General features: G+C 68.6%; 22 protein-coding genes and 1 pseudogene. 16 read left to right on the top strand and 7 right to left on the bottom strand.

Going from position 1 to position 24,727, the window contains the following annotated elements:
- The first annotated feature begins 14 nt into the window (after nt 1-14).
- The 6 genes from J7024_RS14335 (at nt 15) to J7024_RS14360 (ending at nt 8,802) form a co-directional block, all read left to right on the top strand.
- Entirely contained in the window at nt 15-3,182 is a 3,168-nt protein-coding gene (locus J7024_RS14335; protein WP_124826084.1) for an efflux RND transporter permease subunit, read from the top strand.
- A gap of 25 nt (nt 3,183-3,207) precedes the next feature.
- Nucleotides 3,208-4,437: an efflux RND transporter periplasmic adaptor subunit gene (locus J7024_RS14340; protein ID WP_124826085.1), complete on the top strand. Its 1,230-nt coding sequence runs from the start codon at nt 3,208-3,210 to the stop codon at nt 4,435-4,437.
- Nucleotides 4,438-4,442: 5 nt separating this feature from the next.
- Nucleotides 4,443-5,939 carry an efflux transporter outer membrane subunit gene (locus J7024_RS14345; RefSeq protein ID WP_175760413.1) on the top strand — a complete coding sequence of 499 codons (1,497 nt, stop codon included), beginning with the start codon at nt 4,443-4,445 and terminating at the stop codon, nt 5,937-5,939.
- Between the two features lie 21 nt (nt 5,940-5,960).
- On the top strand, nt 5,961-6,656 hold the full coding sequence (locus J7024_RS14350) for a heavy metal response regulator transcription factor (RefSeq protein ID WP_124826087.1): 696 nt from the start codon (nt 5,961-5,963) through the stop codon (nt 6,654-6,656).
- Nucleotides 6,653-8,101, top strand: a complete 1,449-nt coding sequence (locus J7024_RS14355; protein WP_124826088.1) for a heavy metal sensor histidine kinase — start codon at nt 6,653-6,655, stop codon at nt 8,099-8,101. Before J7024_RS14350 ends, J7024_RS14355 begins: the two co-directional genes overlap by 4 nt.
- Nucleotides 8,102-8,196: 95 nt before the next feature.
- On the top strand, nt 8,197-8,802 hold the full coding sequence (locus J7024_RS14360) for a LysE family translocator (RefSeq protein WP_124826089.1): 606 nt from the start codon (nt 8,197-8,199) through the stop codon (nt 8,800-8,802).
- 121 nt (nt 8,803-8,923) lie between these two features.
- Here the strand turns inward: J7024_RS14360 and J7024_RS14365 are convergent, their stop codons facing one another.
- On the bottom strand, nt 8,924-9,772 hold the full coding sequence (locus J7024_RS14365; protein ID WP_124826090.1) for an AraC family transcriptional regulator: 849 nt from the start codon (nt 9,770-9,772) through the stop codon (nt 8,924-8,926).
- A 161-nt stretch (nt 9,773-9,933) separates the two neighbouring features.
- Here J7024_RS14365 and J7024_RS14370 point away from each other — a divergent pair, with 161 nt between their 5' ends.
- Nucleotides 9,934-10,728: an SDR family NAD(P)-dependent oxidoreductase gene (locus J7024_RS14370; RefSeq protein ID WP_124826091.1), complete on the top strand. Its 795-nt coding sequence runs from the start codon at nt 9,934-9,936 to the stop codon at nt 10,726-10,728.
- A 63-nt stretch (nt 10,729-10,791) separates the two neighbouring features.
- Here the strand turns inward: J7024_RS14370 and J7024_RS14375 are convergent, their stop codons facing one another.
- The 4 genes from J7024_RS14375 to J7024_RS14390 all read right to left on the bottom strand — a co-directional run bounded on the left by J7024_RS14375 (nt 10,792) and on the right by J7024_RS14390 (nt 14,588).
- A complete protein-coding gene (locus J7024_RS14375) occupies nt 10,792-11,166 on the bottom strand; it encodes a hypothetical protein (RefSeq protein WP_124826092.1) in 375 nt (124 codons plus the stop codon).
- A 246-nt stretch (nt 11,167-11,412) separates the two neighbouring features.
- Entirely contained in the window at nt 11,413-12,483 is a 1,071-nt protein-coding gene (locus tag J7024_RS14380; RefSeq protein WP_175750564.1) for an AI-2E family transporter, read from the bottom strand.
- 161 nt (nt 12,484-12,644) lie between these two features.
- Nucleotides 12,645-13,754: an NADH:flavin oxidoreductase/NADH oxidase gene (locus tag J7024_RS14385; RefSeq protein ID WP_124826094.1), complete on the bottom strand. Its 1,110-nt coding sequence runs from the start codon at nt 13,752-13,754 to the stop codon at nt 12,645-12,647.
- 147 nt (nt 13,755-13,901) lie between these two features.
- Nucleotides 13,902-14,588, bottom strand: a complete 687-nt coding sequence (locus tag J7024_RS14390; RefSeq protein ID WP_175750563.1) for a type 1 glutamine amidotransferase domain-containing protein — start codon at nt 14,586-14,588, stop codon at nt 13,902-13,904.
- A 393-nt stretch (nt 14,589-14,981) separates the two neighbouring features.
- On the opposite strand from J7024_RS14390, the pseudogene J7024_RS37500 reads away from it, so the two are divergent.
- Nucleotides 14,982-15,220, top strand: a pseudogene (locus J7024_RS37500) (GH32 C-terminal domain-containing protein); the annotation flags it as partial.
- 106 nt (nt 15,221-15,326) lie between these two features.
- Here the strand turns inward: J7024_RS37500 and J7024_RS14400 are convergent.
- Nucleotides 15,327-16,076, bottom strand: coding sequence for an SDR family oxidoreductase (locus J7024_RS14400; RefSeq protein ID WP_124826096.1), 750 nt, complete (start codon nt 16,074-16,076; stop codon nt 15,327-15,329).
- Nucleotides 16,077-16,211: 135 nt separating this feature from the next.
- Nucleotides 16,212-17,129, bottom strand: a complete 918-nt coding sequence (locus J7024_RS14405; RefSeq protein ID WP_175760349.1) for a LysR family transcriptional regulator — start codon at nt 17,127-17,129, stop codon at nt 16,212-16,214.
- 300 nt (nt 17,130-17,429) lie between these two features.
- On the opposite strand from J7024_RS14405, the gene pdxR reads away from it, so the two are divergent.
- From pdxR to J7024_RS14445, 8 genes are all read left to right on the top strand, one after another.
- A complete protein-coding gene (pdxR, locus tag J7024_RS14410; protein ID WP_234745137.1) occupies nt 17,430-18,914 on the top strand; it encodes a MocR-like pyridoxine biosynthesis transcription factor PdxR in 1,485 nt (494 codons plus the stop codon).
- A gap of 94 nt (nt 18,915-19,008) precedes the next feature.
- A complete protein-coding gene (locus J7024_RS14415) occupies nt 19,009-19,446 on the top strand; it encodes a carboxymuconolactone decarboxylase family protein (RefSeq protein ID WP_124826098.1) in 438 nt (145 codons plus the stop codon).
- An 11-nt stretch (nt 19,447-19,457) separates the two neighbouring features.
- Nucleotides 19,458-19,877, top strand: coding sequence for a cupin domain-containing protein (locus tag J7024_RS14420; protein ID WP_234745139.1), 420 nt, complete (start codon nt 19,458-19,460; stop codon nt 19,875-19,877).
- A 272-nt stretch (nt 19,878-20,149) separates the two neighbouring features.
- Nucleotides 20,150-20,848, top strand: coding sequence for a TetR/AcrR family transcriptional regulator (locus J7024_RS14425; protein WP_124826100.1), 699 nt, complete (start codon nt 20,150-20,152; stop codon nt 20,846-20,848).
- On the top strand, nt 20,845-21,807 hold the full coding sequence (locus tag J7024_RS14430) for an HlyD family secretion protein (RefSeq protein WP_124826101.1): 963 nt from the start codon (nt 20,845-20,847) through the stop codon (nt 21,805-21,807). The genes J7024_RS14425 and J7024_RS14430 overlap by 4 nt, the downstream gene beginning before the upstream one ends.
- Nucleotides 21,804-22,775 (top strand): ABC transporter ATP-binding protein, encoded by a 972-nt coding sequence (locus J7024_RS14435; protein ID WP_124826102.1) that lies wholly within the window; start codon nt 21,804-21,806, stop codon nt 22,773-22,775. Before J7024_RS14430 ends, J7024_RS14435 begins: the two co-directional genes overlap by 4 nt.
- A complete protein-coding gene (locus tag J7024_RS14440; RefSeq protein ID WP_175760351.1) occupies nt 22,772-23,926 on the top strand; it encodes an ABC transporter permease in 1,155 nt (384 codons plus the stop codon). Before J7024_RS14435 ends, J7024_RS14440 begins: the two co-directional genes overlap by 4 nt.
- Before the next feature lie 10 nt (nt 23,927-23,936).
- A partial coding sequence (locus J7024_RS14445; RefSeq protein ID WP_234745140.1) for a TolC family protein occupies nt 23,937-24,727 on the top strand: 791 nt, incomplete at its 3' end.

Genomic DNA, 24,727 nt, shown 5'->3' on the forward strand with positions numbered 1-24,727 from the left:
GTCCCGCCGCCTCCATGTGGATCGTCAACCTCGCCCTCAGGCGCCCCTACACGTTCATCGTGATGGCCATCATGATCGTGCTGGCCACCCCGCTTGCGCTGATGCGCACGCCCGTCGACGTGCTGCCGGCGGTCAACATCCCCGTCATCAGCGTGATCTGGAGTTACAACGGGTTCTCGGCGCAGGATATGACCAACCGGATCACGGCCGTCCATGAGCGGATCCTGACGACGACGGTCAACAACATCCAGCACATCGAATCGACGTCGCTGCCCGGCATCGCGGTCGTGAAGGTGTTCCTGCAACCGGGCGCGAACGTGCAGACGGCAATCGCGCAGACGGTGTCGTCCGCGCAGGCGATCGTCCGGCAGATGCCGCAGGGCGCGACGCCGCCGCTCGTGATCACCTATTCCGCGTCGAGCATTCCGGTGATCCAGCTCGGGCTGTCGAGCAAGACGCTCAGCGAACAGTCGCTCGCCGACATCGCGCTGAACTTCCTGCGGCCGCAGCTGATCACGGTGCGCGGCGCGCAGATCCCGTTCCCGTATGGCGGCCGCACACGCGTCGTCGCGATCGACCTCGATCCGCAGGCGCTGCTCGCGAAGGGCCTCACGCCCGCCGACATCGTCAATGCGATCAACGCGCAGAACCTCGTGCTGCCGACCGGCACCGCGAAGATGGGCCAGACCGAATACCGGATCGACACGAACGCGTCGGCCGACACGATCGCCGACATCAACAACCTGCCGATCCAGACCGTCAACGGCGCGACGACCTACCTGCGCGAAGTCGCGGCGGTACGCGACGGCTTCGCGCCGCAGACCAACGTCGTGCGCCAGAACGGCCAGCGCGGCGTGCTCATCTCGATCCTGAAAAGCGGCGACGCGTCGACGCTGAAGGTCGTGTCGGACCTGAAGGCACTGCTGCCGAAGGTGATCCCGACACTGCCCGAAGGGCTCACGATCACGCCGCTGTTCGACCAGTCGGTGTTCGTCAACGCGGCCGTTCAGGGCGTGATCCACGAAGCGCTGATCGCCGCCGTGCTGACCGCGATGATGATCCTGCTGTTCCTCGGCAACTGGCGCAGCACGCTGATCATCGCGATCTCGATCCCGCTGTCGATCTTCACGTCGCTGATCGCGCTGTCGGCGCTCGGCGAGACCATCAACATCATGACGCTCGGCGGGCTCGCGCTCGCGGTGGGGATCCTGGTCGACGACGCTACCGTCACGATCGAGAACATCGAGCGGCACCTGCATCTGGGCACCAACCTGCACGATGCGATCCTCGAAGGCGCCGGCGAAATCGCGGTGCCCGCGTTCGTGTCGACGCTGTGCATCTGTATCGTGTTCGTGCCGATGTTCTTCCTGACCGGCGTCGCGCGCTTCCTGTTCGTGCCGCTCGCCGAGGCCGTCGTGTTCGCGATGCTCGCGTCGTACGTGCTGTCGCGCACGCTGGTGCCGACGCTCGCGATGCTGCTGTTCCGCCCGCAGCAGGCGAGCACCGGCCCCGATCATTCGACGTCGCGTTTCGCACGCATCCATCATGCGTTCAACAACGCGTTCGAGCGGCTGCGTGCGTGGTACATCGTGCTGCTCAGCATCCTGCTCGTGCGCCGCCGCTTCTACGCAATGTGCTTCCTCGGTTTCTGCGTGCTGTCGACCGGCCTCGTGTTCACGCTCGGCCGCGACTTCTTCCCGAATGCCGATTCCGGCAACATCCGGCTGCACATGCGTGCGCCGACCGGCTACCGGATCGAGGAAACCGCGCGTCTCGCCGACCAGGTCGAACGCGTGATCCGCGAAACCGTGCCGCCCGACGAGCTCGGCGCGATCGTCGACAACCTCGGCCTGCCGGTGAGCGGCATCAACTTGTCGTACAGCAATGCGGGCACGATCGGCTCGCTCGACGGCGAACTGCTGATCGCGCTGAAGCCGGGCCACCGAGCGACCGAGCATTACGTGCGGACGCTGCGTGCGCTGCTGCCTCAGCGCTTCCCGGGCGTCGAGTTCTTCTTCCAGCCGTCGGACATCATCACGCAGATCCTCAACTTCGGGCAGCCGGCCGCGATCGACGTGCAGGTGCTGGGCAACGATCTCGCGAGTAACATGGCTATCGCGAGCAGCCTGATGAAGAAGATCAGGCAAATCCCCGGCGCCGTCGACGTGCACGTGCTGCAACGCAACGACGGACCGACCCTGCTGGCCGACATGGACCGTACGCGCATGCAGCAGCTCAATCTCTCCGCGCAGAACGTCGCGCAGAACATGCTGATCTCGCTGTCCGGCAGTTCGCAGACGACCCCGTCGTTCTGGATCAACCCGCGCACCGGCGTCCAGTACCCGCTGCAGATCCAGACCCCGCAATACAACATCGCATCGGTCGACGACCTGCTCGGCACGCCGGTTTCCGCGAGCGGCCGCGCGGGCACGCCGCTGCAGTTGCTCGGCAACCTGGTGCAGATCCGCACGGCCCAGACCCCGGCCGTGATCACGCACTACAACATCCGGCCGGCGATCGACCTGTACGTGAGCGTCGAAGGCCGCGATCTCGGCTCGGTCGCCGGCGAGATCGACCGGGTCGTGTCCGACGCCCGGGCGACGCTGCCGCGCGGCACCGACCTGTCGGTGCGCGGCCAGGTCGAGACGATGCGCACGTCCTATATCGGCCTCGGCGCGGGCGTCGCGATGGCGATCGTGCTCGTCTACCTGCTGATCGTCGTGAATTTCCAGTCATGGCTCGACCCGCTGATCATCATCAGCGCGATGCCGGCCGCGCTCGCCGGCATCGCGTGGATGCTGTTCATCACCGGCACGCATCTGAGCGTGCCCGCGCTGACCGGCGCGATCATGACGGTGGGCGTCGCGACCGCCAACAGTATTCTGGTGGTGTCGTTCGCGCGGCAGCGCCTCGCGGCCGGCGCGCCGCCGCTCACGGCCGCGCTGGAAGCCGGCGCGACGCGGATCCGGCCGGTGATGATGACGGCACTCGCGATGATCATCGGAATGGTGCCGATGGCGCTCGGCCTCGGCGAAGGCGCCGAGCAGAACGCGCCGCTGGGCCGCGCGGTGATCGGCGGCCTGCTGTTCGCAACCGTTTCGACGCTGCTGTTCGTGCCGCTCGTGTTCGGCGGCGTGCATTCGCGGCTGGCCCGCCGGCGCGCGCGCCAGGCCGGACACTGACTTTCGCCTATAGACCGGTTAATTCATGGAAGAGAAACATCACAGCGCCGTCGGCATCCAGGTCGATGAACAGGGCATGCACCTGCCGAGCCGCACGTCGGTGTCGCGGCGCGGGCGGATCGTGCTGATCGTGATCGGCCTGCTGCTGGCCGCCGGCGCGGCGCGCACGATCGTCGTCAACGTGCTGAACCGCAACCAGCTCGACGCCGTTGCCGAGCAGAACACGCGCCAGTACGTCAACGTCGTGCATCCGGTCGATGCGGCCACCGGCGGCAAGCTGACGCTGCCCGGCACGCTGCGCGGCTTCATCGAGGCGCCGATCTACGCGCGCGCGAGCGGCTACGTGCTGCGCTGGCAGGCCGACATCGGCGCGCATGTGAAGCAGGGACAACTGCTCGCCGAACTCGACACGCCCGAGCTGAACCAGGAACTCGCGCAGGCCACCGCGCAGCGCCAGCAGGCGCAGGCCACGCTCGCGCTCGCGAAGACGTCGTTCGACCGCGCGCAGCAGCTGCGACAGCGCGATGCGGTGTCGCAGCAGGAACTCGACGACCGGCAAGGCGCGTTCAACCAGGGCACCGCGAACCTCGCCGCGGCCGACGCGAACGTGCGCCGGCTCACCGAACTGAAGGGCTTCCAGCGCATCGTCGCGCCGATCGACGGGATCGTCACGCAGCGCAACGTCGACGTCGGCGATCTCGTGAACGCCGGCAACGCGGGGCGCTCGCTGTTCACCGTCGTGCAGGCCGACCGGCTGCGCCTGTACGTGCAGGTGCCGCAGGCGTATGCGCAGCAGGTGAAGGTCGGCCAGCACGTGAGCATCGCGCAGGCCGAACTGGCCGGCCAGACCTTCGACGGGACGATCACGCGCACGTCGCAGGCGATCGACGTCGCGACGCGTTCGTTGCAGATCGAGATCACGCTGCCGAACCCGGACGGCCGGCTGCTGCCCGGCGCATACGTGCAGGCGACGCTGCCGATGACACCGGTCGGCCGCCTGCAGATTCCGGCCAACACGCTGCTGTTCCGCGCCGAAGGGCCGACGGTCGCGACCGTCGGCGCGAACGGCCACGTACACCTGAAGGCCGTGTCGGTCGTGCGCACGATCGGCCAGACGCTCGAAGTCGACGGCCCGCTCGCGCCGAACGACCGCCTCGTCGCGAACCCGAGCGACGCGCTCGCGGACGGCGACACGGTCGTCGTGCAGCCGCCGGCCGCGCAGCCGGCATCCGCGGTTGCGGGAGCGAAGTCGTGATCGCGATGCGCGCCCGCCGGTGTCCGACGGCGGCTGCGGCCGTGGCGACAGTCGCGCTCGCGGCCCTCGCCGGCTGCACCGTCGGCCCCGATTACCACCGCCCGGCGGTCGATACGCCGGCCGCGTGGCGGCTCGACCCGGCCGATGCGTACTGGCACCCCGCCTCGCCGGCCCGCGCGCCGCTCGATCCGGCATGGTGGACCGCGTTCGGCGATGCGCAGCTCGATGCGCTGGAAGCCGATGCGCTGCGCAACAACCAGAACCTGAAGGCCGTCGCCGCACGCTACGACCAGGCGAAGGCCACACTCGCGTCGGTCGCGTCCGCGCAATATCCGGCTGTCGGCCTGAACGCGAGCGGCCAACGCTTCAAGATCTCCGCCGACCGGCCGCAGACCAACTATGCGACGCCGAACGCGTCGACCGTGCAGAACGACATCCAGGTCGGCGCGAGCGTCAGCTACGAGCTCGACCTGTTCGGCCGCGTTCGGCGCAGCGTCGAGTCCGCGCAGGCCAGCTCGGAGCAGGCACGCGACGATTTCGCGAATGCGCGCCTCGTGCTGAGCGCCGATCTCGCGTCGAGCTACTTCGCGCTGCGCGAGCTCGATACCGAGATCGACGTGGTCAGGCGCTCGATCGACCTGCAGCAGAAGGCACTCGACTACGTGAGCGCGCGCCACGACCTCGGCGCGGTCTCGGGCCTCGACCTGCTGCAGCAACGCTCGCAGCTCGATGCGACGCGCACGCAGGCGCAGTTGCTGATCCAGCAGCGCGCGCAGGTGGAAACCGCGATCGCGACGCTGGTCGGCACGCCGGCCCCGGCGTTCTCGCTGCCGGCGCACGTCGTGCCGATCAACGCGCCCGAATTGCCGACCGGCATGCCGAGCGACCTGCTGCAGCGGCGGCCGGACGTGGCGTCCGCCGAACGCGCGATGGCCGCCGCGAACGCCCAGATCGGCGTCGCGCGCGCCGCGTATTTCCCGCGCATCGCGCTGTCGCCCGACCTCGGCTGGGATGCGACGCGCTTCGCCGGCCTGTTCACCGTGCCGGCGCTGCTGTGGTCGGTGGGCGCGTCGGTCAGCCAGCCGCTGTTCGAAGGCGGCAAGCTGAAGGCCGGGGTCGATTTCGCGCAGGCCGGCTACGTGGCCGCGCAGGCCAACTACCGGCAGACCGTGCTCACCGCGTTCCAGGAGGTGCAGAATGCCGTAACGGGCCTGTCGGTGCTCGCGCAGGCCGCGCAGCAAGCGGCGGCCGCCGTCGACGATGCGCGCAAGCTCGTGTCGCTCGCGCAGGACCGCTACGCGGGTGGCCTGACGCCGTTCATCGACGTGCTGACCGCCGAGCAGCAATTGCTGACGAGCGAGCGCCAGGCCGTGCAGATCCAGGGCCAGCGCGCGGCGCTCGTCGTGTTTCTCGCGAAGGCGCTCGGCGGCGGCTGGGACGGCGCGGCGTCGACCGCCGTCGCGGCGGCGGCCCCGCGGCACGACGCGGGCGTGGCCCCCTAACCCGGTTATGCGGACAAGCCTATGAAAGTCCTGATCGTCGAAGACGAACCGAAAGTCGTCGAATACCTGAAAAGCGGCCTGACCGAGGAAGGCTGGGTCGTCGATACCGCGCTCGACGGCGAGGACGGCGCGTGGAAGGCCGTCGAGTTCGACTACGACGTGGTCGTGCTCGACGTAATGCTGCCGAAACTCGACGGCTTCGGCGTGCTGCGCGCGTTGCGCGCGCAGAAACAGACGCCCGTCATCATGCTGACCGCGCGCGACCGCGTCGACGACCGCGTGCGCGGGCTGCGCGGGGGCGCCGACGACTACCTGACCAAACCCTTCTCGTTCCTCGAGCTGATCGAGCGGCTGCGCGCGCTGACGCGACGCGCGCGCGTGCAGGAATCGACGCTGATCTCGATCGGCGACCTGCGCGTCGACCTGATCGGCCGCCGCGCAACCCGCGACGGCACGCGCCTCGACCTGACCGCGCAGGAATTCCAGCTGCTCGGCGTGCTCGCGCGGCGCAGCGGCGAGGTGCTGTCGAAGACGACGATCGCCGAACTCGTGTGGGACGTGAATTTCGACAGCAACGCGAACGTCGTCGAGACGGCGATCAAGCGGCTGCGCGCGAAGCTCGACGGCCCATTCGCCGAGAAACTGCTGCACACGATCCGCGGCATGGGCTACGTGCTCGAGGCGCGCGAGGACGCCGACGGCGAGAGGCACCCATGAAACGCTCGATCACCCTGCGCCTTTCGGCGATGTTCGGCATCGTGTCGCTGCTCGTGTTCACGCTGGTCGGCTGCGGGTTGTTCGTGATGATGGAGCGCCAGTTGTTCGCCGAACTGCGCGCGACGATCGACACGCGCGCAAAGGTCGCGCAGATGATCGTGTCGCACGCGACCACGGCCGCGCGCGGCCGGCTGATGCAGGAAAAGCTCGCCGACCTCGAGCCGCCCGACGGCTCGACGCGCTACCAGGTCGACAGCCCCGACCCCGACTTCCGCTTCGGTCGTCCGGTCGACGGCGTGCCCGTCGGCAAACCGTTCGGTGCGTTCCAGCAATACGCGCTCAACGACAGCAGCTACGACGTGATGACGAAGACCGTCGCGGTCGCGGGCAGCGGCGAGCGACCTGCACTGAAGCTGATCGTCGCGACGTCGTGCGAGCGCACCCAGCGGATGCTGCGCCGTTTCGTATGGACGCTCGCCGCGCTGATCGCGACGGCCACCGTCATCACGCTGCTGCTGAGCCGCGCGGTCGCGCGCTTCGGGCTCGCGCCGCTCGAACGGCTGTCGCAGGACGCCGCAGCCGTCAGCGCCACCAACCGGCGCCAGCGGCTGCAGACCGAAGCGCTGCCGACCGAGCTGCGCGATCTCGCCGCCTCGTTCAACGGCGCGCTCGAACGCATCCAGCAAACCTACGCGCGGCTCGAAGCATTCAACGCGGACGTCGCGCACGAGCTGCGCACGCCGATCAGCATCCTGATCGGCCAGACCCAGGTCGCGCTGACGAGCCGTGACCGCTCGGTCGACCGGATGCGCCAGACGCTGCAGTCGAACCTCGAGGAATTCGAACGGCTACGCGTGATCATCAACGACATGCTGTTCCTGTCGCGCAGCGATCGCGGCGAGCGCGCGACCGACCTGAAGCACGTGTCGCTCGCCGACGAGGTACGGCGCATGCTCGACTTTCTCGAAATCCCGCTCGACGAAGCGCAGTTGCGCGCCGAACTGCACGGCGACGCGCGCGCGGCCGTCGATCCGTCGCTGTTCCGCCGCGCGATGACCAACCTGCTGATCAACGCGATCCAGCATTCGGCGCCCGGCGCGACGCTGAACGTGACGATCACACGCCGCGACACGCTCGTTGACGTGTCGGTCGCGAACCCCGGCGAGCCGATCGATCCCGTGCAGCGTTCACACGTGTTCGAGCGCTTCTACCGGCTCGAGGAAGCGCGCGCGAACAGCAAGGAGAATCACGGGCTCGGGCTATCGATCGTCAAGGCCGTCGCGGAGATGCATGGCGGCAGCGTGTTCGTCGCATGCTCGGGCGGCATCAATACGTTCGGCTTCTCGGTGTCGACGCAGCCGCTCACCGGCACCCCGCTGCGCGCGGCCGACGCGGCCGATCCGCATGCGCCGCTCCCGGCGCACGCGCCGCGCGCGATGCACTGACGGCGGCCACGCCGCCGAGGGCAGTTTTCTTCAATACGGGCCCGCCCGGCTTCTTTAGTCTCGATGCGACTTTCACATTCGCATGGAGACTTCCGATGAGCATGCTGGTTTCGATGGCCGCGTTCGCGCTGGCGTCGTCGATCACACCCGGTCCCGTCAACATCGTCGCGCTCAGTGCAGGCGCGCGCCACGGTCTCGGCGCAAGCCTGCGCTACGCGGCCGGCGCGACGCTCGGCTTCGTCGCCCTGTTCCTGCTGATCGGCCTCGGGTTGCACGCGGCGCTCGCGCGCTGGCCGATACTGACCACGGCCACCCAATGGTCGGGAATCGCGTTCCTGCTCTACCTCGCATTGCGGCTCGCGCTCGACGACGGCCGGCTGTCGGCCGACCCCACCGATCCGGACGCGCCGAACGTCTCCGGCCCGTCGGCGGCGGCCGGCGCGGCGATGCAGTGGCTGAATCCGAAAGCGTGGCTTGCGTGCGTGGCCGCGATGGGCGCGTATGCGGCCGACGGCGACCGTACGCAGGTCTGGCAATTCGCCGCGCTGTATCTGGTGATCTGCTTTGCATCGATCGCATGCTGGGCGTATGCGGGCGCATCGCTGCGGCACCGGCTCGCGAATGCGCGGCGGATGCGGCTGTTCAACCGCGCAATGGCGCTATTGCTCGCGGGCAGCGCGCTCTATCTGCTCGACCTCTAGCGCGGTCGTTTCGCGATACGCGCGTTACGCCGAGTGCCGTATTTGAACGGCGTCGCAAACCGATGGCGACCTGCCGCCGTACGGCGCCGCAGAGGTCCGCCCCCCTTGCCCGCTCCGCCGCTCAGCTCGCGGCGCTTCGATATTGTCCCGGCGTTGCGGCCGCGATGCGGCGGAACGCACGCTGGAAATGCGCCTGGTCGGCGAAGCCCGCATCGAGCGCGACGTCGGCGATCGGCCGGCCGCGGCGCAGCTCGGTGCGGCCGTACTGCACGCGACGATCGATCAGGAACGCGTGCGGCGTCATGCCGTAACGGGCGTTGAACGCGCGGATCAGGTAGGACGGCGACAGATCGGCGGCCGCGCAGATCGCATCGAGCGTGACGGCCTGCCGGCAATGCGCGGCGATGTAATCGGCCGCGCGCGCGAGCTTCGCGTTGTCGGCGCCGCGCGCGACCTCCACAGGCAGGTCGCGATCGAGCGCGCCGTGCAGTTGCGTGAAGAATTCGACCGCCGTGCTTTCCTTGCCGAGCGGATCGACGCCGGGCGATACGAGCGTGCGGTAGAACCCGCCGAATTGCGCGAACAGGTCGCGCCGTTGCGTCAACTTCGGCGAAAAGCCCTGAAAATCGCCATTCGGATCGCGCCCCAGCGAATGCTGCAGACGCGTGAGCCACGGCACGTCGACGTAGACCATCCGGTATGCCCACGCGTCGGGGCCGTACGGGTTGCATGCATGCACCTGTTCCGGATCGATGATCACGAGCACGCCGCGCCCGACGTGCTCTTTCGTCGGACCGTTCAGGTAGGTGCTCGTGCCGCCGACGATCGCGCCGAGCGAAAACGTGTCATGCGTGTGTTTTGCGTAGCAGATCGTCCGCCCGTCGTCGACGGTGCGCGCCTCGATGAACGGCAGCGCGGCGTCGCGCCAGAATGGCGACGGCACGGCGAGGGGGTTGGCGGAACGGCTCACGCGACAGGCTCCCGGATCGGATGGCGAACGCACACCGTACAAGACTGCGCGACGCGACGCAACCGCGAGCCGACGCGTCGCGGCCGGATCGCCTAAGCTTTGAATTCCGGCCGCCGCGGCACACGCGGCGGGTTCCGTTCCCTCTTCAAACCGGTACGCTCATGCACATCGATCTGAAAGGCAAGACCGCGGTCGTCACCGCCTCCACCGCCGGCATCGGGCTGGCGATCGCCGAAGGGCTCGCGCACGCGGGCGCGCGCGTCGTGGTCAACGGCCGCAGCGACAAGTCGGTCGACGCCGCGCTCGCGCTGCTGCGCACCGCGGTGCCCGGCGCGGACGTCGACGGCGTCGCCGCCGACCTGTCCGGCGCAGACGGCGTGGCGCGCATCACGCAGCACACGCCGGAGGCCGACATCCTCGTCAACAATGCGGGCATCTACGGGCTGAAGGCGTTCTTCGACATCGACGACGACGAATGGGAGCATTACTTCCAGACCAACGTGATGTCCGGCGTGCGTCTCGCTCGGCATTACCTGAAGGGGATGCTCGCGCGCAACACCGGCCGCATCGTGTTCATCTCGTCGGAATCGGGCCTGAACATCCCGGTCGACATGATTCATTACGGATTCACGAAAACCGCTCAACTGGCGATCGCGCGCGGCCTCGCGAAACTCGCGGCCGGCACGAACGTGACGGTCAACTCGGTGCTGCCGGGGCCGACGATGTCCGAAGGCGTGCGGGCGATGCTGAAGGCGACGGCCGACGAAACGGGCCGCAGCATCGACGATGTTGCCGTGGATTTCGTGCGCAACGAGCGGGCGAGCTCGATCATCCAGCGGCCGGCGACGACGGAGGAAGTCGCGAACCTTGTCGTGTACGTGTGCTCGCCACAGGCATCGGCAACCACAGGCGCGGCGTTGCGTGTCGACGGCGGCGTGGTCGACACGATCGCGTAACGGCAAACCCGGCCGCGATAAGGCCGATACGGCAGGCGCGGCCGACGGCCGACGGCCGCATCGCTATCGGGAAGCGGCCTTGCCCGGCTGCAGCGCGCCCTTGCGGTCGGCGTCCATGCAGGTATCGAAGCCGCGTTGCGTAACGGCGCCGGCATGATCGAACACGACGAAATAAGGCCGATGATCGTTGCCGTGCTCGATGAAGTAGTTGTAGCAGACGCCGCTGCCGTTACGGACCATCCACACGCTGCGCGGATTGCCGCCCGCGCGGACGACGTCGGCGCGCATCGCGCCATGCCGCGACGCGGCCCTCGCCAGCGGGGTACGCGAATACGAGAACGGCAGCCACGAATCGAACCACGCACAGCCGTGCAGCATCAGGCAGCTGGCCGCCAGGGACAGCGTCGCTGCGGGACGGGACATCGGAATCAATCGCATGCTTGGAGGAATCTGCTGCGCCGTGCCGGCGCGATCGAAAGCCCCATGCTACTAGACCTTGGGGTTCGGATCGAAAAGAAATGTTGAGATCGGTGTCCGGCCGCGCGGATCGTGCACGCCGCGAGCAAACCGGACCGCGGTAACGCGCAGCAATGCCGGACGGGCTTTCATCCGTACTCGCCGATACACCGATACACCGATACACCGTTACGCCGGCGTGGCGGACCGGCGCAGCGGCCGGCACCGTCATGCAACCCACTCGGCCCACAGCATCGTCAGCACCGTCATCAGCGCGGGGCCGACGAACAGCCCGATCAGGCCGAACGTCTCGGCGCCGCCGAGAATGCCGAACAGCACGAGCAGGAACGGCAAGCGCGTCGAGCTGCCGATCAGCACCGGCCGCACGAAATGCTCGGCGACGAACACGACCACGAAGCCGACCGCCAGCACCACGATCGCCCACACGGTCGCCCCTTGCACGAACAGCCATAGCGCCGCGCCGCAGAACACGATCGGCGCGCAGAACGGCAGCATCGCGGCGATGGCCGTCACGAGGCCGAGCAGCGCCGAGTGCGGAACGCCCGCGAGCGCATACGCGACGCCGAGAATGGCGCCCTCGCCCAGCCCGACGACGACCAGCCCCGTCACCGTGCCGTACACGGCGGCAACCATCCGTTCGATCAGGTCCGCGCCGCCGCGCCCGAACGCGCGCCGCGCGCCCTGCAGCAGTGCCCCCGACAGCTTGTGGCCGGCGCGCAGGATCACGAACAACGTGACCAGCATGAAGCCGAATTCGAACAGCCCGTGAGCGAGCTTCGTGCCGAACTGCCGGCCGAATGCGATGAATTTCGCGCCGCTCGCACCGTGCATCGCCGTGCCGGCATGCAGCGGATGACCGAGATTGGCCTGCCACCATTGAGTGATCTGCGCGGACCCGTAAGGCAGCCGCCCGACCACGTCCGGCAGCGGAATGCCGTTGTCCTGAATGGAATGCAGCCACATGCGCAGGTCGTGCTCCTGCGCGAACGCCTGCCCGAGCGCGAGCGCCACCGGCAGCACGACGAGCAGCGAAATCCCCGCGGTGATCACCGTCGCGGTCAGGGTCGGCCGGTCGCGAAACCACCGGTCCGACTCGAAGCGTTTCAGCAACGGCCACAGCGCGATCGCGATCACGCATGCCCATGCAATGGCGGGAATGAAATCGCGGATCACCCACAGCGCGAGCACCAGCAACACCGCATACAGCACGGCGCGGGCAATCTGCTGCACGCGCGGTCGCACGGCGGCATCCTGGGAGGGCGGGACATGTGCGCGCATGGCACCTCTGTCGAAATGAAAAAATGGCGGTTCGCCCGGGCCGAAAACCCGGTCGAAACCGCCATTCTATCCATCGTCGCCGCGACGGCATGCCGACGTCGCGCGCCACGTCGCCGAGCGCGGGCCGCGAACGCCGAGCCGCCGCGCGACCGGACGCGTGCTCAGGCCACCTTGTCGGCGACGCGATAGCGCTCCAGCCAGTGCGCGTACGGCGCGGGCAGCGTCCACGACGGACGCTCGACGCCGAGCTGCCTGGCCGCGTAGTACGGCCAGTGCGGATCGGCAAGATGCGCGCGGCCGATCATCACAAGGTCGAGCTGCTGCTCGGCGACGACACGGTTCGCCAGTTGCGGCGTGTCGATGCCCCACGCCGACGACACCGGCAGGCCGGCCTCGCGGCGCACGCGTTCGGCGATCGGCGCGAGAAACGCCGGGCCCCACGGAATCTGTGCGTTCGGCGTCGAGAAGCCGACCGACACGCTCAGCATGTCGAGCCCTTCCTGCTTCATCCGCTGCGTGAGCGCGATCGATTCGGCGAGCGTCTCTTCATCGCGGCCGTCGTATTCGATCACGCCGAGGCGCGCGGTCAGCGGCAGGTGCTCCGGCCATACCTGGCGCACTGCCTTCAGCGTATCGACGAGGAAACGGCCGCGGTTTTCCGCCGAACCGCCGTATTCGTCGTCGCGCCGGTTCGAATGCACCGAGAAGAAGCTCTGGCCGAGATAGCCGTGCGCGAAGTGCAGTTCGAGCCATTCGAAGCCGAGGTCGCGTGCACGCTTCGCCGATGCGACGAAGTCGGCCTGCACGCGCGCGATGTCGTCGTGCGTCATCGCGCGCGGCGTCTTCGGCAGATGCGCGCCGAACGGAACGGCCGACGGGGCGATGGTCTGCCAGCCGCGCGGATCGCCGTCGGCGATGTGATCGTCGCCTTCCCACGGACGGTTCGCACTCGCCTTGCGGCCCGCATGCGCGATCTGGATGCCCGGCACCGCGCCCGCCGCCTTGATCGCCGCGACCGACGGCGCGAACGCCTCGGCTTGCGCATCGGTCCACAGTCCGGCACAGCCCGGCGTGATGCGTCCTTCCGGCGACACGGCCGTCGCCTCCGCGATCACGAGGCCCGCACCGCCGCGCGCGATGCCGGCCAGATGCACGTGATGCCAGTCGTTGACGACGCCTTCTTCGGCGACGTACTGGCACATCGGCGGCACCGCGATACGGTTGCGCAGCGTGACATCCTTGAGTTTGAACGGTTCGAACAGGGCAGACATCCACCACTCCTTTGCTTGGTTCTGCGAAACGACTGGACGACCCGCCGCGCAGGTGCGTGCGGCGGAACGATTCGGGCCGTCGTCGGGCCGGCTGTGCCCGGCGACGGAAATGGCGCGGCACCGGTCATGCCGGCGCCGGGCGAACTTTTATCGACGGCTGAGCTGCGCGAGCAGTGCCTCGGCCGCGGGTGCCGACGACGCGGGGTTCTGCCCCGTGATCAGCAGCCCGTCGGTGACGACGTGCGGTGCCCAGTCGGCGCTGCGCTCGAACTGCGCGCCGTTGGTCTTCAGCATGTCCTCGACGAGAAACGGCACCACTTCCGTCAGCTCGACGGCCGCTTCCTCGCTGTTGGTGAAGCCCGTCGCACGCTTGCCGCGCACGACCGACTCGCCGGTTTTCGGGTCCTTCACGTGGCGCAGCACGCCCGGCGCGTGGCACACGGCCGCGACCGGCTTGCCAGCCGACAACGCGCGCTCGATCAGGCCGATCGAATGCAAATCCTCGGCGAGATCCCACAGCGGGCCGTGGCCGCCGGGATAGAACACCGCGTCGTAATCGTCGATCGACACGTCGGCCAGCTTGCGCGTCGCGGCAAGTTCGGCCTTGGCCGCCGCATCCGCGTCGAAACGGCGCGTGGCGTCGGTTTGCGCAGCCGGATCGCTGCTTTTCGGGTCGAGCGGCGGCTGGCCGCCCTTCGGCGACGCAAGCGTCAGTTCGACGCCGGCATCCTTGAACGCGTAATACGGCGCGGCCAGTTCCTCGAGCCAGAAGCCGGTCTTCTTGCCGGTGTCGCCGAGCGTGTCGTGCGAGGTCAGGACAACCAGAATCTTCATGATCGGACACTCCTTCGAAATGGGGGAACGGGGCCGCGTCGCGCGGCAGCCAACATGGCGCAAGCTGCGTGCCGCAAACAACGCGCGCCTGCCGGTTAGTCCGCTGGCGGGCGCCGGCGTGCCGGTCGCGCATCGAAAATGTTGGTTGCCCGACGCTATTAGACCAGTCGTCTAGTCGCGGCATCAAAAAAACGACGACCTCTCCTGCACGAGCAGCATCGCAGCACGATGTGGCATTTTCGCGTCTGCGCCCGGCGTCGCATTCATGAAGCTGGATGATAGCCCCGGATTAGACCGGTCGTCTAGAGATCAGTGATTCAGCCCTGCCACCGTCATGGCTTTTTGCAACGGAGCGCATCCGGCAACGTCCGCTGTCGATCGCGCCCCCCTTTCCGCTCCGATGTAGCGGCTCTCGCGAGCACGTTCAGCCGCGACCACATCGCCGATCTGCCGTGCGAGGACGGCCGCCCACAGGGCTGGAAATCGTCATCGATCGCGGTTCGGTCGACGTGTTCGCGAACGGTGGCCGCGTGGCGCCGACGGGCCTGACCTTTGCGCCGCGTGATGCGGATCGCAGCGTCGTATTCGCCGAGCAGGGCCGCGCGATGCTTCGAGGGCCGACGGCGACGCGGCGCGATGCCGTGACGACGGCCCATCTCGCCAGCGATACGCATTACCGGCCGGGACGCTGCACCGCCCGACGTCGCGTCAGGCGGTGCAGCCTGGCCGGTTTTACGCTCAGAGCAAGCCCATCCCGCCCGACGCGATGATTTCCGCGCCGACGATGAACGCTGACTCGGGCGCGCTCAGGTGGAGCACCGTCGACGCGATTTCGTCCGGCGTGCCGAACCGGCCGATCGGCACGAGCCCCTTGATCTTTTCCGCGGTCTCGTCGAGCGTCGCCGCATCGAGCCCGAGCTTGCCGTACAGCGGCGTCTCGACCGGCCCGGGACTCACCACGTTCACACGCACGCCTTGCGGCAGCAATTCCGTCGACAGCGTCTTCGCGAACGAATTGACCGCCGCCTTGCTTGCCGCGTACACGGACGAACCCGGCATCCCGATGTGCGCGTTGATCGACCCGTTGATCACGATCGACGCGCCGCGGTTCAGCAGCGGGACGAGCGCCTGGATCTGGAAATACGCACCCTTCACGTTCGTGTTGAACACGAGGTCCCACAATGCCTCGTCGGTATCCGCGAACGGCGCGAGTTTCGCGACGCCCGCGTTGATGAACACGGCGTCGAGCCGCGCGCCGGACGCCGCGATCGCATCCGCCAGCGCCCGCGCCGACGCAACGGCGCCGGCCTCGTTGCGGATCGCGCGCGCGCCGTCGCCGAGCGTCTCGCGCGCGGCGGCGAGCGTCTGCTCGTCGCGACCGGTGATGATGACCCGCGCGCCTTCGGCAGCGAATGCCCGTGCGGCCGCCAGGCCGATGCCGCTGTTGCCGCCCGTGACGAGTACCGTTTTTCCTTCGAAGCGTTGCATGATGTTCTCCTGTGAACCGGTGAGTTGACCGTGAACACAGGATGCGCGCGGCGCCGGGGATTGCCGTACGACGGGCGCAGCAGATACGTTCGAAATCTTCGAACGTGTTTTCGGAGGCTCGCCCGGTCCGCGCATTCAACCCGCCACGTCGATCCCGTCGAGCAGCCGCTGCGCGAGCCGCGGTTCCCGCAGTTGCTCGAGCCACCATTGCAGCGCGCGACCGTCGCGATCGCCGCGCCACGCGACATACAACACGTTCGGTTCGCGCGGATCGGCCGTTTCCTTCTCCACCAGCTCGCCGCGCGCAAGCAGCGACGCGACCCGCCGGCGCGGCACCCAGCCGACGCCGAGCGCGTCGCGCTGCGCGAGGATCTTCGCGCGCATCGACGGCACCGCGAGCACCGCCTGCCCGCCGAGCAGCCCGTACGCCCGGCCGGCCGAGCGCCGCGAAGAATCGGCGACGACGACCGCGCGGTGCGCGCCGATCGCATCCCGCGTGAGCCGCTCGCTCGACGCCGCAAGCGGATGGCGCGGCGATACCGCGAACACCCATTCCATCGCGCCGAGCTCGAACCACTTGAAACCCGGAATTGCGGGCGGCTCGTTGGTCGCGCCGACGACCAGATCGGCGCGACCGTCGCGCAGCGCCTCCCAGGTGCCGCCGAGGACTTCGTGCGTGAAGCGCAGCGACACGCCCGAATCGAGCGCGTCGAACGCACACACGACCGGCAGCAACGTATCGAACTCCAGCACCTCGTCGCTGACGATCCACAGGCGATCCTCCCAGCCGCTCGCGACCTGCCGCACGCGCTGCGTGAGCCGCGCGACGTCCAGCGCGAGGCGCGATGCCTCGTCGGTCAGCAACTGGCCGGCCGGCGTGAGCTGCAGCCGGTAGCCGCGCCGGTCGAACAACAGCGCGTCGAAGCGCGTTTCGAGTTGCCGCGCGGCGTGCGACACCGTCGACGGCGCCTTGCCGAGCCGCGCGGCCGCCCGCGACAGGCTGCCGGTGGCACGGATCGCATCGAGCAGCGCGAGTTCGTCTTCGGACAACATGAGCGGCACTCCGGTCGGGGGGTATGGTGGATCGTAAGCCAGCGGCGGGCGACGGTCCAATCGAATGGCGCTGCGCCGGGCGTGTGGCGGATGCAGGGCCGCCTTCGCGAAGAGGGGCGATCCCGTGCATCCGGACAGGCTCGCAAACCGGGCTCGCCATGACCGCAGGCACGCTCATTCCCCGGGACGCACGAAGCCGCACATGCCCGCCCTCCCGAGCGCCGGTCCAGCGCCAATCCAGCCACGAACTTCCGGTATGCTGATCGATGCCGAATTCCAGCATTCGAGGTAACCACTGCGATGGACATCGCGATCCGCATCGAAGGCCGTCACGACCTGACCGGACAGATCTTCCGCCAACTGCGCACCGCCATCGTCGACGGGCGGCTCGAAGGCGGCGTCCGCCTGCCGTCGACGCGCGACCTCGCGAAACAGCTCGGTGTATCGCGCAAGACCACGCTCGACGCGTTCGAGCGCCTCGTCGCCGAGGGCTATCTGAACACGCGCGCGGGCGACGGCACGTTCGTCGCCGACGGCCTCGCACGGGTGCCGCATGCGGCGGCAGCGGCAACGCCGTCGCTCGTCGAAGCCACGCCGCAGGTTCATGCCGTCGACGCGCGCGAACTGTGGGACGACCTGCCCGATGCGCTCGCGATGCCCACGCCGCAGGATTCGCCTGCCTTCGACTTTCGCGGCGGCGTGACCGACAAGACGCTATTCCCGTTCGACGCGTGGCGCCGCTGCCTGCATCACGCGCTGCGCCAGCAGGCGCGCGGCCCCGGCCAGTATCACGACCCGGCCGGCGATCCGCAGTTGCGCGGCGCGATCGCGCGCTACGTCGGGTTCAGTCGCGCGGTCGCTTGCGGCTGGGACGACGTGCTCGTCACGCAGGGCGCGCAACAGGCGCTCGACCTGATCGCGCGCGTGGTCGTGCGGCCGGGCGACATCGTCGCGGTCGAGAATCCCGGCTATCCGCCGGCACGCGCGGCGTTCGCGTCGCTCGGCGCGACGGTGATCGGCGTGCCGGTCGATGCGCACGGCATCGTCACCGAACGGCTGCCCGACGACGCGCGCCTCGTCTACGTGACGCCGTCGCACCAGTTCCCGCTCGGAATGCCGATGACGCTGGACCGGCGCGTCGCGCTGCTCGAGTGGGCGCAGCGCCGCCGCGCGGTGATCATCGAGGACGACTACGACGGCGAGTTCCGCTTCGAAGGCCGCCCGGTGGAATCGCTGAAGAGTCTCGACCGCACCGGCCTCGTCGCATACGTCGGGACGTTCTCGAAGACGATCTTCCCGGAACTGCGGATCGGCTACGCGATACCGCCGCGCGCACTGCGCGGCGCGCTGTCCAAGGCCAAGCAGATCGTCGACTGGCATACCTGCTCGCTGACGCAAGCCGCGCTCGCGCGCTTCATGCTCGAAGGCGACTTCGCGCGGCACCTGCGACGCGTGCAGAAGCACTACGACGCACGCCGCAAGATGCTGATCGCACACCTGCGCGGCGGGCTCGCGCCGTGGTTCGACACGATCGTGCCGACCGCCGGCATTCACCTCGCCGCGCTGCTGAAACCCGGGCTCGACGAAACCGCGCTGGTCCGGGCGGCCCGCGCCGACGGCATCGGCCTGTACGGAATCTCGGCGTTCCATGTCGGCGCGCCGGCCCGCGCGGGCTTGCTGTTCGGCTATGGCGGGATCGACGCGCTGCGTATCGACACGGCGCTCGTGAAACTGGCCGCGCTGCTGGGTCCGGACGACACCGGTCACATGCCACTGGTTACCTGAATTTTCCGGAAATTGGCCATTCAAGCAGGCCAGTGAGCGGCATACAGTAGGTCCTGTCGCGCCGCCGTGCGCATCAACCCGCCAAGGACCCACCATGCAACCGCGCCTGAACTTCTACGCCGCCAGCCCGAACGCCATCAAGGTGATGCGCAACGCCGAGGAATTCCTCGCGAAGAGCACGATCGAAAAACCGCTCGCCGAACTCGTCCGGCTGCGCGCATCGCAAATCAACGGCTGCGCGTTCTGCGTCGACATGCACACGACAGACGCGCGCAAGGGCGGTGAAACCGAGCGCCGCTTGGCAACCGTCGTCGTGTGGCGCGAAACGCCGTTCTTCACCGAGCGCGAACGCGCGGCGCTCGAATGGACCGAAGCGCTGACGCTGGTCGCCGACAACCACGTGCCCGATTCCGTCTGGGAAGCCGTGAAGCCGCATTTCAGCGACGAAGAACTGTTCGAGCTGTCGCTGCTGATCACGACGATCAACGCGTGGAACCGCTTCGCGATCGCGTTCCGCAAGATGCCCGAATAACGGAGACGATGATGATGCATTCGCCTCTCCGTCATACGTTCCTGTGCGCGTTGCTCGCGCTCGGCGCCGCGCTGCCGGCCGCCGTCCATGCGCACGAGGCAGGCGACAACGTGCACGCGATCATGCGCCAGGCCGTGCCCGAAGCGCCCGGCAAGCTCGCGGTCGTCGCGACCGTCGACTATGCGCCCGGCCAGGCGTCGGAACCGCACCGGCACCTCGGCTCGGTGTTCGCCGTCGTATCGAAAGGCGAAGTGTTGTCGCAGGTGAACGGCGGCCCGGTGCGCCGCTATCGCGCCGGCGAAGGCTGGTACGAGCCGCCCGGTTCGCGCCATCAGGTGTCGCACAATGCGAGCGCCACCGAACCCGCGCAACTCGTCGTGTTCGGGTTGACCGGCGAGCACGATCCGCTGAAGTCGCCGATCGATCAGTGACGACGTTTCAGGCGCGCGTGCCGAGGCGCACGCGCACGCCTGCTTCACGACCGGTTTCCCCGCCGGCTCAGGGCCGGTGCCCCACCGGTTTCGGCCGTCTCCATCCGCCGTTTCCGCATTAACCGCTCCCTACACGCCGCCACCCGCGCACGGCCCTCCGTCGAGCGCCTCCCCGCTCGTCCGCACCGCCATTCGACACTCGCCTGATCTCGATCAACGCGGGCGAAAACCCTTCCTTGAAATTAACTAACTCATCAATTAGCGTCGATTTCATGAATGCGAAATCCACCGTCGCCAGGCCACGCGGGCGCCGCCCGTCGGTGGAGGACTTCGACCTGCGCGACCACATGCTCGACGTCGCGATCCAGCTGTTTGCCGAGCGCGGCATCGCCGCGACGACGGTTGCGCAGATCGCCGCGGCGGCCGGCGTCACATCGGCGATGGTCCACTACTACTTCACGAGTCGCGAGCAACTGCTCGACGCGATCGTCGAGGAGCGGCTCGCGCAGGTCATCGCGTTCGTGTGGCGACCGACCGCGCCGCAGATCGAAAGCGATCCGTTCGCGCTCGTCGCGGAACTCGTCGACCGCTTTTTCGACGTCACGCATCGCATGCCGTGGCTGCCGTCGATCTGGCTGCGCGAGATCGTCCACGAAGGTGGCCTGCTGCGCGAGCGGATGGTCCGCCGCATTCCGCTCGAGCATGTCGGGCGTTTTGCCGAACGCATCCGCGCCGCGCAGCAGGCCGGCACGCTGAACCCGTCGCTCGAACCCGCATTCCTGTTCCATTCGGTCATCGCGCTCGTGATGCTGCCGCTTGCGACCGCGAAGCTGTGGCAAAGCGCGCGCGGCCTGCCGCCGATCGATCGCGACGTGCTGCACCGCCACGTCCGCGCGCTGCTCGACTCAGGCATGCAGGCGCCCGCCACCGCGCCGGATGCGCGCTCGCGCGCGCCACGGAGGCCGTCGTGAGCACCGCCCGCGCGCTGCCGCTCGCGCTGGCCGCCGCCACGCTGCTCGCCGGTTGCGGACGATCGGCGGACACCGGCACGACCTACCAGGGCTATGTCGAAGGCGAATTCGTGTACCTGTCGTCATCGCAAGCGGGCACGCTGACCCAGTTGTCGGTCGAGCGCGGCCAGGCCATCGCGGCCGGTACGCCGGTGTTCGCGCTCGAAGCCGTCAGCGAAACGGCCGCTCTGCGGCAGGCGCAACACCAGCTCGCGGCCGCTCGCGCGCAGCTTGCCGATCTGCAGACCGGCAAGCGTCCTCCGGAGGTCGCGGTCGCGCGCGCCCAGCTCGCGCAGGCCACCGCACAGGCGGCACGGGCCGCCGCGCAACTCGTGCGCGACGAACGCCAGTACGCGGCCGGCGGCCTGTCGAAGCAGCAGCTCGACGATACGCGCACGTCCGCGCAGACCACTGCCGCGCAGATGCGCGAGCTGCGCAACCAGGTCGAAGTCGCGCGTTTGCCGGGCCGCGAGCAGCAGATCGCCGCCCAGGCCGCGCAGGTCGACGCCGCGCAGGCGGCAGTAGCCGAAGCGCAATGGAAGCTCGACCAGAAGCGTATCGCCGCGCCTGCCGCCGGGCGCGTGTACGACACGCTGTACCGTGTCGGCGAATGGGTGCAGGCCGGCAATCCGGTCGTACAGATGCTGCCGCCGCAGAACCTGAAGGTGCGCTTCTTCGTGCCGGAGGCAGCCATTGCATCGCTCGCCCCGGGGGAGACGATCTCGGTCCATTGCGACGGCTGCCCGGCCGACTTGCCCGCACATATCACCTACGTGTCGAGCGAGGCCGAGTACACGCCGCCCGTGATCTACAGCAACGCGAGCCGGACCAAGCTCGTGTTCATGGTCGAGGCGCGCCCGGCGCTCGCCGACGCGCCGAAGCTGCATCCGGGCCAACCCGTCGCCGTGAGGGTGCGATGAACCTGCCGTCCGCTCCGTACGCGATCGACGTCGACCGCCTGAACAAGCGATTTGGCGACAAGCACGTCGTGAAGGACGTATCGCTGCGCGTCGCGCGCGGCGAGATCTTCGGCTTTCTCGGACCGAACGGCAGCGGCAAGACCACCTCGATCCGGATGATGTGCGGCCTGCTCACGCCCGACTCGGGCAGCGGCACCTGCCTCGGCTACGACATCGTGCGCGACAGCGCGCAGATCAAACGGCGCGTCGGCTACATGACGCAGCGCTTCTCGTACTGGGAAGACCTGTCGATTCGCGAGAACCTCGATTTCGTCGCGCGCGTGTACGGGATGCCCGATCGCCACGCGGCCGTCGCGCGCGCGCTCGACGGGCTCGGCCTCGCAAGCCGTGCGGACCAGCTCACGGGCGCGCTGTCCGGCGGCTGGAAACAGCGCCTCGCGCTCGCCGCGTGCATGCTGCACGAACCGGAACTGCTGCTGCTCGACGAACCGACCGCCGGCGTCGACCCTGCCGCGCGCCGCGACTTCTGGGAAGAACTGCACCGGCTGGCCGCGCAAGGGATCTCGGTGCTCGTCAGCACGCACTACATGGACGAAGCCGAGCGCTGCCACAAGCTCGCGTACATCGCGTCAGGCAAACTGCTCGCGCAGGGCACATCGACGGAAATCGTCGCGTCGCAGCACCTGTCGACCCGCTCGATCACGGGCGGGCACCTGGCCGAACTGTCCGCGCAACTGCGCACGATGCCAGGGGTCGACCAGACCGTCGTGTTCGGCTCCGCGCTGCACGTGAGCGGCCGAGATCGTGCGCTGCTCGACGCCACGCTCGCGCAGGTTGCGGCGCAGGCCGCCGCACGGGCGGACGGTCGCGCATCGCTGCAGGTCGCGCCGATCGACACCGGGCTCGAAGATGTCTTCATCTACATGATGGGCCGTGCATCCGCGGCGCCCGACGGAGCGTCGTCATGAACGCGTGGACGAGCCTGCGCGAGTCGTTCTCGGTCACGCGCTGGTGGAGCATCGTGATGAAGGAATTCCTGCAGTTGCGCCGCGATCGCGTGACGTTCGCGATGATCGTCGGTGTGCCGATCATCCAGCTCGCGCTGTTCGGCTTCGCGATCAACACCGATCCGAAGCATCTGCCGACCGCGGTGATCGTCGCCGATCCGGGCCCCTTCGCACGCAGCTTCATCGCGGCGATGCGCAATTCCGCGTATTTCGACATCGTCGCGGCGCTGCCCGACGAAGCGGCCGGCAGGCATGCGCTCGCGCGCGGCGACGTGCAGTTCGTGCTGAGCGTGCCGGCCGATTTCTCGAAACGGCTGCTGCGCGGCGAGCATCCGTCGCTGCTCGTCGAGGCGGACGCGACCGATCCCGTCGCGACCGCGTCGGCGATCGGTGCGCTGCCGGGCCTCGTGCAGCCCGTCGCGGACAAGGATCTGACGGGCCCCCTTGCGCACCTGAACGGCCGCCCGCCCGCGTTCGACGTTGTGCTGCATCGCCTGTACAACCCCGAAGGCATCACGCAGTACAACGTCGTGCCCGGCCTGATGGGCGTGATCCTGACGATGACGATGGTGATGATGACGGGCCTCGCGATCACCCGCGAACGCGAGCGCGGCACGATGGAAAACCTGCTTGCGACGCCCGTACGGCCGCTCGAGGTGATGACGGGCAAGATCGTCCCGTACGTGTTCATCGGGCTGATCCAGGTGTCGATCATTCTCGCCGCCGCGCGGTACGTGTTCGAGGTGCCGTTCGTCGGCGGCGTATTCGCGATCTACCTGGCCGCGCTGCTCTTCATTGCCGCGAACCTGACGGTCGGCATCACGCTGTCGTCGCTCGCGCAGAACCAGTTGCAGGCGATGCAGCTCGCGGTGTTCTACTTCCTGCCGAACATCCTGCTGTCGGGCTTCATGTTCCCGTTCGCCGGGATGCCGAAGTGGGCGCAGTTCATCGGCAACCTGCTGCCGCTCACCTACTTCAACCGCCTGGTGCGCGGCATCCTGCTGAAAGGCAACGACTGGAGCGACCTGTGGCCGTCCGTGTGGCCCGTCGCACTGTTCACCGTCGTCGCGATGGGTATCGCGCTGCGCTTCTACCGGCGCACGCTCGATTAGGGGCCGCACGATGAAACCGGCTTCGCGTCGCGCCTCCCCCGCTGCCCACGGCAGCGTGCTGGCCGCCGTCGCACTGCTCGCCGGATGTGCGGTCGGGCCGGATTTCCGCGCGCCTGACCCGCCGGCCACGCCGCAGTACACGCGCGATGCGGCGCCCACGACCACGGTGGCCGCCGGCAGCCCGGCCGGCGACGCGCAGACGTTCGAGCCGTCCGCACACACGCTGCAACGCTGGTGGACGGCGTTCGGCTCCGATCCGCTGGACCGCCTCGTCGATACCGCATGGCACAACAGCCCGACGCTCGCCGAGGCCCGCGCGCGGCTCGACGAGGCGCGGCAGAACCATGTGGCCCAGGCCGGCGCGACGATGCTGCCGCGCGTCGACGCAAACCTGTCTGCCACGCGCGAGCAGGTCGACATCGCCGCGTTCGGGCTGCCCGCGAGCGTGCCGAATCCCGGGCCATTCACGCTGTATGACGCATCGGTGAACGTATCGTACGCACTCGACGTGTTCGGCGGCGACCGCCGTGCACTCGAAGCGCTGCGTGCCCAGGTCGACTATCAGGCGTACACGCTCGATGCCGCTCGCCTGACACTCGCGGGCAACGTCGTCGCGACCGCGATCCTGCGCGCGTCGCTCGCGCAGCAGGTCGCGCTCACTCGGCAGCTCGTCGACGCGCAGGCGCGGCAATTGCGCATCGTCGAAGCGCGCTTCGCGGCGGGTGGCGTGTCGCGGGCCGACGTGCATGCACAGCGTGCGCTGCTCGCGCAAACACAGGCATCGTTGCCGCCGCTCGCGGC

It is taken from the genome of Burkholderia sp. WTPI3, assembly GCF_021483755.1.
GTDB lineage: Bacteria > Pseudomonadota > Gammaproteobacteria > Burkholderiales > Burkholderiaceae > Burkholderia.

Bases quoted from the DNA above. Each gene is read 5' to 3' on its own strand.
- J7024_RS14335 (WP_124826084.1), top strand. From the start codon at position 15: ATGTGGATCGTCAACCTCGCCCTCAGGCGCCCCTACACGTTCATCGTG.
- J7024_RS14340 (WP_124826085.1), top strand. From the start codon at position 3,208: ATGGAAGAGAAACATCACAGCGCCGTCGGCATCCAGGTCGATGAACAG.
- J7024_RS14345 (WP_175760413.1), top strand. From the start codon at position 4,443: ATGCGCGCCCGCCGGTGTCCGACGGCGGCTGCGGCCGTGGCGACAGTC.
- J7024_RS14350 (WP_124826087.1), top strand. From the start codon at position 5,961: ATGAAAGTCCTGATCGTCGAAGACGAACCGAAAGTCGTCGAATACCTG.
- J7024_RS14355 (WP_124826088.1), top strand. From the start codon at position 6,653: ATGAAACGCTCGATCACCCTGCGCCTTTCGGCGATGTTCGGCATCGTG.
- J7024_RS14360 (WP_124826089.1), top strand. From the start codon at position 8,197: ATGAGCATGCTGGTTTCGATGGCCGCGTTCGCGCTGGCGTCGTCGATC.
- J7024_RS14370 (WP_124826091.1), top strand. From the start codon at position 9,934: ATGCACATCGATCTGAAAGGCAAGACCGCGGTCGTCACCGCCTCCACC.
- J7024_RS14375 (WP_124826092.1), bottom strand. From the start codon at position 11,166: ATGCGATTGATTCCGATGTCCCGTCCCGCAGCGACGCTGTCCCTGGCG.
- J7024_RS14380 (WP_175750564.1), bottom strand. From the start codon at position 12,483: ATGCGCGCACATGTCCCGCCCTCCCAGGATGCCGCCGTGCGACCGCGC.
- J7024_RS14385 (WP_124826094.1), bottom strand. From the start codon at position 13,754: ATGTCTGCCCTGTTCGAACCGTTCAAACTCAAGGATGTCACGCTGCGC.
- J7024_RS14390 (WP_175750563.1), bottom strand. From the start codon at position 14,588: ATGAAGATTCTGGTTGTCCTGACCTCGCACGACACGCTCGGCGACACC.
- J7024_RS14400 (WP_124826096.1), bottom strand. From the start codon at position 16,076: ATGCAACGCTTCGAAGGAAAAACGGTACTCGTCACGGGCGGCAACAGC.
- J7024_RS14405 (WP_175760349.1), bottom strand. From the start codon at position 17,129: ATGTTGTCCGAAGACGAACTCGCGCTGCTCGATGCGATCCGTGCCACC.
- pdxR (WP_234745137.1), top strand. From the start codon at position 17,430: ATGGACATCGCGATCCGCATCGAAGGCCGTCACGACCTGACCGGACAG.
- J7024_RS14415 (WP_124826098.1), top strand. From the start codon at position 19,009: ATGCAACCGCGCCTGAACTTCTACGCCGCCAGCCCGAACGCCATCAAG.
- J7024_RS14420 (WP_234745139.1), top strand. From the start codon at position 19,458: ATGATGCATTCGCCTCTCCGTCATACGTTCCTGTGCGCGTTGCTCGCG.
- J7024_RS14425 (WP_124826100.1), top strand. From the start codon at position 20,150: ATGAATGCGAAATCCACCGTCGCCAGGCCACGCGGGCGCCGCCCGTCG.
- J7024_RS14435 (WP_124826102.1), top strand. From the start codon at position 21,804: ATGAACCTGCCGTCCGCTCCGTACGCGATCGACGTCGACCGCCTGAAC.
- J7024_RS14440 (WP_175760351.1), top strand. From the start codon at position 22,772: ATGAACGCGTGGACGAGCCTGCGCGAGTCGTTCTCGGTCACGCGCTGG.